Here is an 8,014-nt window from a genome sequence, read left to right as displayed (position 1 = left end):
GACTATCTAACATTTCTGTAAATATTAAAGAAGGGGCTATTCATTTAAGACGAGTGAATAACAGAGTTGAGTGTTCTTTCTATGCGGGGCGTTGGGACACTATTTCTTTTTACGGGAGCAGTAATCCTAAATTCACGAGGAAAAATCACGCCAAGCGAATGGATATTTTACCCCCTCCGAGAATACCAGCTGGCTTCCGTACACGCACGCCTATTATGCTTCCTTTTTATAGCGATGACGGTGATGAGGTTGCAGTGGTGTATGTTGCTAGTCTAAGTGATAGAGCTTATATTGAGTTAAGATTTAGGGATAAAGTACCAACAACAGACCTTGATTATATGCGTCTTCCAGTCGTCAGTTGGATAACTGACGACCCATTCCCTGAAGTTCTGCCTTAATTTAAATAAAATGCGGTCAATTTTGGCCGCATTTTGTTACCCCGTTTTTCACACTTCCAACCGCTCGCACTGCTCTATTCTCTCGATCACAATAAAGACATTATTTAACCAATAGAAACCATAGGGCTAAAATATGTCTGATGAATATCTCCATGGGGTCAAGGTAACGGAAATTGCCGAAGCCTTGCGAACACTCACCACATCATCCACTGCCGTGATCGGTTTAGTGGCAACGGCAGCAGATGCAGACGCAACTGTTTTCCCACTCAATAAACCCACTCTTTTAACAGGTATCACCGCCGAAGTTCAAGCGAAAGCCGGTAAACAAGGCACATTATCCCGTGCGTTAGATGGCATTGCGGACATCGTGAATTGTAAAGTGGTCGTCATTCGTGTGGAAGAAAACGACGATGAAAGCACCATGAAAGCAAACGTCATCGGCACAGTGGACAGCGACGGCAATTACACTGGCTTAAAAGCGTTCTTGGTATCTGCTGCCGTTTGTGGCGTGAAACCGCGTATTTTCTGCGTGCCGAAGTATGACAGCCAAGATGTTACCACCGAGCTTTTAAGCGTGGCGAAAAAACTGAATGGCTTTGTGTATGCATCGTGCGGTTCAGCCAAAACCAAAGAAGAAGCGGTGACTTATCGCCGTAATTTCTCACAGCGTGAATTAATGCTGATTTTCGGTGACTTCTTATCGTTCAACCCGAACACCAAAGCAACTGAAGTGGATTATGCCGTTGTCCGTGCGGCAGCAATGCGTGCGTATCAAGACAAAGAATACGGCTGGCACACTTGCATTTCAAATAAAGGATTAACTGGCGTGACTGGCGTCACTAAACCACTTTCATTTGACATTAACGACAGTGCGACCGATGTCAACTACTTGAACGAACAAGGCATCACCTGTTGTGTGAATCACAATGGCTTCAAGCTATGGGGATTACGCACCTGTTCAGCCGACAAATTATTCATCTACGAAAACTACACCCGCACAGCACAAGTGTTGAAAGACACTATCGCACAATCCTTTGATTGGGCAGTGGATAAAAACATCAGTGTGATGTTGGTGAAAGAAATCGTGGAAGCGATTAATGCGAAATGGCGTGAATATGTGGCGAAAGGTTACTTAGTCGGTGGTAAAGCATTTATCAATTCATCACTGAACACTGCCGCAACCTTGAAAGATGCAAAATTACTTGTGTCTTATGATTACTGCCCTGTTCCGCCATTAGAACAATTAGGCTTTAACCAATACATCAGCGATGAATACCTTGTGGAATTCGCCGCAGAGATTGCCAAAGTAGGAGCATAACAAATGGCTTTACCACGTAAATTAAAACTCATGAACTTCTTGGCAGACGGTAATTCTTACCGTGGCCAAGTCACCGAAATTACCCAACCTAAATTGGCAATGAAACTGGAAGAATACCGTGCAGGCGGCATGATTGGTCCAGTGAAAGTGAATTTAGGCGTGGAAGGCTTGGAAGCGCAATTCAAAATGGGCGGTTACATGACCGAACTCATCAAAGAATTTGGCGGCAAAATTGACGGTTCAGCATTACGTTTTGCGGGTGCATATCAACAAGACGACACGGAAGAAGTCACCGCCATTGAATTGATTATGCGTGGTCGTTTCAGCGAAATTGACAACGGCACAAGCAAATCAGGCGATGACACCGAACAAAGCTACACCGTGCCATTAACCTATTACAAAATCATCGAAAACGGCAAAGATTTGGTCGAGATTGATTTGCTCAACTCAATCTTTATTGTCGGCGGCACTGACCGCTTGGCAGAACACCGTTCAGCGATTGGCATCTAATCTCCACCTAGCCCCGCAAGGGGCTTTTATTAAATCACTCCACCACGCTTAAGCGTGGCATTTTTAAAGGTATAAAAAATGAAAAACGAAAACAGCAAAGTGATCACATTAACGAATCCGCTTGTGCGTGGCGAAACTAAAATCACCGAAATCACAGTAAACAAACCAACCGTGCCGGCATTAAAAGGCTTGAAAATGTTTGACGTGTTACAAATGGACGTGGACGCATTACAAGTGTTACTCACACGCGTGACAAATCCTGTGTTGCACAAATCTGACTTTTCCACAATGGAAGTGGCAGACTTCACCGAGCTTGCGGCGGTGGCTGTCGGTTTTTTAGGGAAGAATTCGGAAGCGGAAGCGACCGAATAATGATTGCCGCCACGGTAGAAGATGCCATGGCGGACATTGCATTAATTTTCCATTGGCAACCACAAGCCTTTGAGCAAATGACATTTGCCGAATTAATGACATGGCGAGAAAAAGCAAGGGAACGAAATGAAACAGAAAATGATTAATTATTTATTGAATATGCCACGGCATATTGTGTGGCGTGGAATCTTTATTCTTTCCATCTCATTTTGGTTGCTTGTGATTTTCGGCATTGCATTTCTCTTTCGCTAACTCACCAAGTGCGGTCAGAAATCACGGGATTTTTTGACCGCACTTTTCTTTAGGATAAAACATGAAATCAATTCTAATCTTCTTTTTCTATTTTTTATCAATTATTGCTGTCACAGGGTACGCCACGTTTTTGATGTATCACAACATTGACGGGTGGGGATGGGTTATTTTTATTGATGTTTTATTGATGTTAATGACCGTCAAAGTTGAGGACGATAAATAATGTTTCAAAACTTTGCTTTAGCCGCACTTGGGATGTTTGTTTTTACACGGCAAACCGTGCCTTTCCAAAGCTTAGACCGCACATCAACGTGGCGACATCCAACTAATGCGATTGTGGGCGCAATGCCGAAATCACAATTCACCGGAAAGGAAAGCGAAACCGTGACAATCGGCGGGCGACTTATCCCTGAAATCACGGGCGGCAGATTTTCCATTAAAGCGTTGGAATTAATGGCAGACAGTGGCGGTGCATTTCCGCTGATTGATGGTGCAACTTTTGAGATTATCGGCTTTTTTGTGATTGAAAATATCCAAGAAACCCGCACAGAATTCTTTGGCGATGGCGCACCCCGTGCCATTGACTTCACGATGAACCTTAAACGCACTGACGATCCGATGCTGATTGCCATTGCAGACAGTTTAATGAGTAATCTTTAATGTTAGGCTTAGACTTTAACGACAATCACCGCACCCCCGCTTTTAAAGTGGTGATCACCACGAAAGACAACAAACAGCAAGACATCACGCAAGTGGTATCAAGCCGTCTGATCAATTTGTCTTTAACCGACAATCGCGGATTAGAAGCGGACACGCTCGACTTAGAATTATCCGACCATGACGGCAAACTGGCTTTGCCGCCACGCAATGCCACAATCAGCCTTGCCCTTGGCTGGAAAGGCGCACCACTAATTGACAAAGGGAAATATTCTGTCGATGAAGTGCAGTTTTCAGGCGGTGCATCATCTGCCGACAAGCTCACCATTCGGGCAAGAGCGGCAGATTTAAAAGGCACGTTCACCGAACAAAAAGAGCGGTCATTTCATCAAAAGAAATTGGGCGAAATCGTCAACGAAATTGCACAAGGAAACAAGCTCAAAAGCCAAGTGGCGAAAGAGCTTGCAAACCGCTTAATCGACCACATCGACCAAACCAACGAAAGTGACATTAATTTGCTGACACGCCTTGCCGAAGAACACGGGGCAATGTGTACGGTGAAAAATGGCACGTTGCTATTTATGCCATTAGGCAAAGGGAAAACCGCCACAGGGAAAGATATTCCACTGCGTAAAATCACCCGCAAAAATGGCGACAACTACAATTTTTCTATTGCTGAAAGTGAAAACTACAAAGCCGTGAGGGCGTATTGGCACGATACGGACAGCGGCAAGCGTGGCGAAATCACAGTGGATGAAAACACCAAGATTGTGAAAAAACAGCGAATGACGAAAGGCAGAACGCTGAAAAACGGTACCGTGAAAGGAAGACGATTAAGCAAACGCAAATACAACGAAATTGAGCAACAAGAACCCATTACAAGTGACAGTTCTCAAATAAAATCACTGCGGCACACATACGCAAGCGAAAAAACTGCCATCACTGCCGCCAAATCCGCCTTTGATAAGCTGAAACGTGGCGTCGCAACATTTAGTCTTGGTCTCGCTTTTGGTGAACCTGATTTAATGCCAGAAACGCCGATTGAACTTTCAGGGTTTAAAGCCGAAATTGATGCAACCAATTGGCTAATTACAAGAGTAACACACAATCTTTCAGACAGCGGCTTTACCAGTCAGATTGAATGCGAATTGAAAGTGGAAGATGAAGAAGTGGACGTGAAAAAGGTGAAAAAATAAAGCCCTCAAATGAGGGCTTATATTATGGATTTTTATTTAATAGCATTTTCATAATTTGCGACACTCGCTTGTTTGCCTGTTCTCTTTGAACGGTAAGAATTACAAAGGCAACAAATAGCACAAAATTTGAAATCACAAATATTACCATGCCATGTTTTGAATCGTAGAAATTAGAGCTTATATTAATAATAAGATTGAATACCCAACCTAATAGCAGTGATGTTCGCCAAGTTCCATAAGAATCATAACTACTCTTTTCTAAATTATAAAGATTAAGTAAGTCATTGTTTGTCATAAGCACCCCGCACATAAATAAAATGTAGCATTATTATATAATATCAAAGGGACCATCTTCTGGCGTTTGCTTGTTGTCTTGTTCTTCACTGGCTTGAGACTTTAAAGACTTAATTTCATCTAAAATGACTTTATTCTGTTCTTTAAGTTCTTTTAATTCTTTTTGGTCTTGTTCTATCATTGCCATTACGTGTTCTTGTTGATGATCATCAAAAATATAATCGAGTCCTTTCTCTCCTGAATATTGCAAAATGAAAAATAATATGTGAAACAAAACAGGAATTATTTTAGGCTTATTTTGCTGAAAGGCTTGTAGAATTAATACCCAGATGGAACAGGCAACTTCTTGAAGCGCAAGATCTTCTTCATTTTCAAATGCATCAACATCTTCAGAAGAAACACTTGGTAAATCTTGGATGCTAGAATCAAATTCATCATCAGTAATTTCATTCTCAAGAGCAGACTTTGAAATTATCGCCACCTTATTAGCTATCTTTAATGCGCTATAAATAGAATCCGAATTGAACATTTTATTTAATTCTATTTCCATTAGCGAATTTTTAAGCAATTCAGAATGTGATGGTTTTAAAAGGTCTTGTATATCTCTTAGATTTATATTTTTTAGTATATTATTTGCTGAAGCATGCAGCGTTTCTGTAAATGATTCTGAATTATAAATAAGGTTGTAAAGCCGTATAGGAAGATCTAATTTATTGTTATTGTTAATCGTCACAAGTTCAGCCCACAGTTTCTCTTTATCAAAATCATTCATTTTATTTCACCAGTCTCAAGCATATAGAAAAAAGCATCTTCATAAATAACTTTCACACCGTGCTTTTCTGCTTTCGCTAATTTAGATGGGCCGACTGTTTTTGACTTCTCACAGATAACCAAAAAATCAGTTTTACTGGAAACATCTGAAACAACTCGCAAATTGTGATCGATTGCGAGTTGTATCATCTCTTCTTTTGCAGCAGCTTTAAATCCACTAAAACAAAACGTAACAGAAAGGCAAGGTGGATTTTTCTTTAATTCCCGCTTTTGAGAATTGATTAAGCTATCGTAAAGGTGGAATTTATCATCGGGAACGTTCAAAGCATATTGTTTCGCATCTTCAATATTGTCAAACTCTTGAATTATTCTGTCATGACGAAGTGTCAATACTCTGCCATAAGCGTGACAATAGCCGATTAAGTAAACATCATTTTCGGCAATATTGGTGATGTGATATGCATTAACTTCCTTGTGAGCATTCATGTAAACAACAAACTTTTCCATTGCCATGTTAGTTCCTACCACTTCCGCCACTTCATCGGCATGCTGAAAACAACACGTCCGTGGATAAATACATCGTCATCTTGCGTGAATGTCCATTCTTTGTATGTTGGGTTGTCGGAAATGACGAGCATTTCTTTTCCCACTTTTTGCAAGCGTTTGATGAATGTTTGGCCGTCAAAGGTGAAAACATAAAGACCATCGGCGGCAAAGTAATTTTCGGAAATATCCACATAAAGCAAATCACCGCTTTCAAGGGTTGGCGCCATGCTATCCCCTTTCACTGTGATCAACTTCAAATGTTTTGCATCAGCACGTCCAAATTGTTGACGGAAGAACGTTAAATCAAATTCTTGTGAAAGCAAGCCTTGTTCGGTTGGGCTTAAATATGCCCCGTTTCCGGCACTCGCTTCCACGTCCAAAATATCAATCCGCACTGTGTTTGGGTTTTGCGGTTCGCTCACTTCTACAATGCGATAAGACGGATCAGGGTCGCCTTCACCTGTTTTTAACCAATGCGGGTCCACATTAAGTGCGGTCGCAATTTCTAAAATATTTTTAGGGTTTAAGGTTTCGCCTCGAACTATTTTTGAAATAGCTTGTTGAGAAACGCCAACCTGCTTTGAAAAAGCATTAACGGAAAGGCGGTTTTCGTGCAATAAATCTTGAAGGCGAGTTGCTAAATCTGACATAAAAATTCTCCTGTTTGTAAAAATACAACTTAAGTTTTAAAAAAACAAGTGAATAATAGTTGCATCTCTTCAACTTTGGTAGTAATATCTATTTCAACTTAGGTTGAAAGGTGATTTTATGAAAGGAATTAAACAAGCAGTTGCACTTTGCAACGGGCAATCTTCCCTTGCTAGAGCTTGCGGAGTGAGCCAAACAGCGGTGCTTAAGTGGCTTTGCGGTGGAAAAATGGATGTGAAATATATTCCCGCCATTATCAAAGCAACAGAAGGCAAAGTAAGAGCCGAAGATTTACGCCCCGATGTGGATTGGGCAGTGATTCGGAATAGTTAAACAATAAAAGGTGGTGTGTATGTGTGAAACAGCAATTCAAGCGGGCGGAAAATTTCTTCTTCGCAAAACAAAAGACGGCAAATACCGTCTTTCATTCACGTTATTTTATGACGATTCTACTTCTGTAGAACATCTTCAAGCGCGTCAAATATTGCTTCAATCTTTTCTGCTTGATCTTCATCAAGAGAAAAATTGTTTAGATGCTGGTCGCGTATGTATTCGTAATATTGATGGAGTGCTTGATGCTGCTGGACAGTTTTATGATGCAAAAGCAGAGCAAGAATTTGCTCAAGCGCGTGAATGCGTAGGCGATTTTGTGAATTTTCTACGGTCAATTCGATAAATTGTTCTTCATTCATAGTGTCGGTTCCTTTGTTAATCGTGAATAAATCAAATTGAGTATAACAAATTAGGTGGGTAAATAGTGAACGTAGATCATAAATGCGCAAATTGCGGAAGCAACAACATCCGTGTGCGAACTTCCGAAAAGATCGGTTTGTTGTCAATCGACGTGTTGGCTTACTGCAACAACTGCGGCACAGAATTAAGAGTGCAAAGCCAAATTACAAGAGTAAGAACGCCAATCTATAACGACCGCCCAGAAGCATTAAGTGCGAATAAGCCGTTAAATCAGATTGACGAGCGTCAGCAAGAAATCGACATCTAGTCTTTAACTTCAATCAAGATTTTTAAACACAGTCGTTTGAAGAAATTCATGC

Annotated in this window: 14 protein-coding genes; 10 read left to right on the top strand and 4 right to left on the bottom strand. The window is 41.1% G+C overall.

Features of this window, described 5'->3' with window-relative positions:
- From AC979_RS10440 to AC979_RS02030, 7 genes are all read left to right on the top strand, one after another.
- Positions 1 to 398 (top strand): hypothetical protein (locus AC979_RS10440; RefSeq protein WP_161797281.1); only part of this gene is annotated, 398 nt, incomplete at its 5' end.
- 133 nt (positions 399 to 531) lie between these two features.
- Positions 532 to 1,716, top strand: coding sequence for a phage tail sheath subtilisin-like domain-containing protein (locus AC979_RS02055; RefSeq protein ID WP_049372672.1), 1,185 nt, complete (start codon positions 532 to 534; stop codon positions 1,714 to 1,716).
- A gap of 3 nt (positions 1,717 to 1,719) precedes the next feature.
- Positions 1,720 to 2,226, top strand: coding sequence for a phage major tail tube protein (locus AC979_RS02050; protein ID WP_005700105.1), 507 nt, complete (start codon positions 1,720 to 1,722; stop codon positions 2,224 to 2,226).
- A gap of 78 nt (positions 2,227 to 2,304) precedes the next feature.
- Positions 2,305 to 2,598 (top strand): phage tail assembly protein, encoded by a 294-nt coding sequence (locus AC979_RS02045; RefSeq protein WP_005700107.1) that lies wholly within the window; start codon positions 2,305 to 2,307, stop codon positions 2,596 to 2,598.
- Entirely contained in the window at positions 2,598 to 2,744 is a 147-nt protein-coding gene (locus tag AC979_RS02040; protein ID WP_005700138.1) for a GpE family phage tail protein, read from the top strand. Before AC979_RS02045 ends, AC979_RS02040 begins: the two co-directional genes overlap by 1 nt.
- Positions 2,745 to 3,072: 328 nt before the next feature.
- Positions 3,073 to 3,510 (top strand): phage tail protein, encoded by a 438-nt coding sequence (locus AC979_RS02035; protein ID WP_005700061.1) that lies wholly within the window; start codon positions 3,073 to 3,075, stop codon positions 3,508 to 3,510.
- The gene (locus AC979_RS02030; RefSeq protein WP_049372671.1) at positions 3,510 to 4,703 is read left to right on the top strand and encodes a phage late control D family protein; all 1,194 of its coding nucleotides are present in this window, start codon (positions 3,510 to 3,512) and stop codon (positions 4,701 to 4,703) included. The genes AC979_RS02035 and AC979_RS02030 overlap by 1 nt, the downstream gene beginning before the upstream one ends.
- A gap of 22 nt (positions 4,704 to 4,725) precedes the next feature.
- Here the strand turns inward: AC979_RS02030 and AC979_RS02025 are convergent, their stop codons facing one another.
- The 4 genes from AC979_RS02025 to AC979_RS02010 are packed head-to-tail and all read right to left on the bottom strand — an operon-like array spanning position 4,726 to position 6,964.
- A complete protein-coding gene (locus tag AC979_RS02025) occupies positions 4,726 to 4,998 on the bottom strand; it encodes a hypothetical protein (RefSeq protein WP_049372670.1) in 273 nt (90 codons plus the stop codon).
- 33 nt (positions 4,999 to 5,031) lie between these two features.
- The gene (locus AC979_RS02020) at positions 5,032 to 5,769 is read right to left on the bottom strand and encodes a hypothetical protein (protein WP_049372669.1); all 738 of its coding nucleotides are present in this window, start codon (positions 5,767 to 5,769) and stop codon (positions 5,032 to 5,034) included.
- A complete protein-coding gene (locus AC979_RS02015) occupies positions 5,766 to 6,281 on the bottom strand; it encodes a BRCT domain-containing protein (protein WP_080971290.1) in 516 nt (171 codons plus the stop codon). Before AC979_RS02015 ends, AC979_RS02020 begins: the two co-directional genes overlap by 4 nt.
- 8 nt (positions 6,282 to 6,289) lie before the next feature.
- The gene (locus AC979_RS02010) at positions 6,290 to 6,964 is read right to left on the bottom strand and encodes an XRE family transcriptional regulator (protein WP_049372668.1); all 675 of its coding nucleotides are present in this window, start codon (positions 6,962 to 6,964) and stop codon (positions 6,290 to 6,292) included.
- Between the two features lie 118 nt (positions 6,965 to 7,082).
- Between AC979_RS02010 and AC979_RS02005 the strand changes: the two genes are divergently transcribed.
- The 3 genes from AC979_RS02005 (at position 7,083) to AC979_RS10235 (ending at position 7,962) form a co-directional block, all read left to right on the top strand.
- Positions 7,083 to 7,295: a helix-turn-helix domain-containing protein gene (locus tag AC979_RS02005; protein ID WP_014064343.1), complete on the top strand. Its 213-nt coding sequence runs from the start codon at positions 7,083 to 7,085 to the stop codon at positions 7,293 to 7,295.
- 19 nt (positions 7,296 to 7,314) lie between these two features.
- Entirely contained in the window at positions 7,315 to 7,638 is a 324-nt protein-coding gene (locus tag AC979_RS02000; protein ID WP_049372667.1) for a hypothetical protein, read from the top strand.
- A gap of 81 nt (positions 7,639 to 7,719) precedes the next feature.
- A complete protein-coding gene (locus AC979_RS10235) occupies positions 7,720 to 7,962 on the top strand; it encodes a hypothetical protein (protein ID WP_080351297.1) in 243 nt (80 codons plus the stop codon).
- Positions 7,963 to 8,014 lie beyond the last annotated feature (52 nt).

The sequence above is a fragment of the Parahaemophilus parainfluenzae genome (genome assembly GCF_001053575.1).
Classification (GTDB): domain Bacteria; phylum Pseudomonadota; class Gammaproteobacteria; order Enterobacterales; family Pasteurellaceae; genus Haemophilus_D; species Haemophilus_D parainfluenzae_S.
This window is presented reverse-complemented; position numbering and strand designations above follow the sequence as displayed.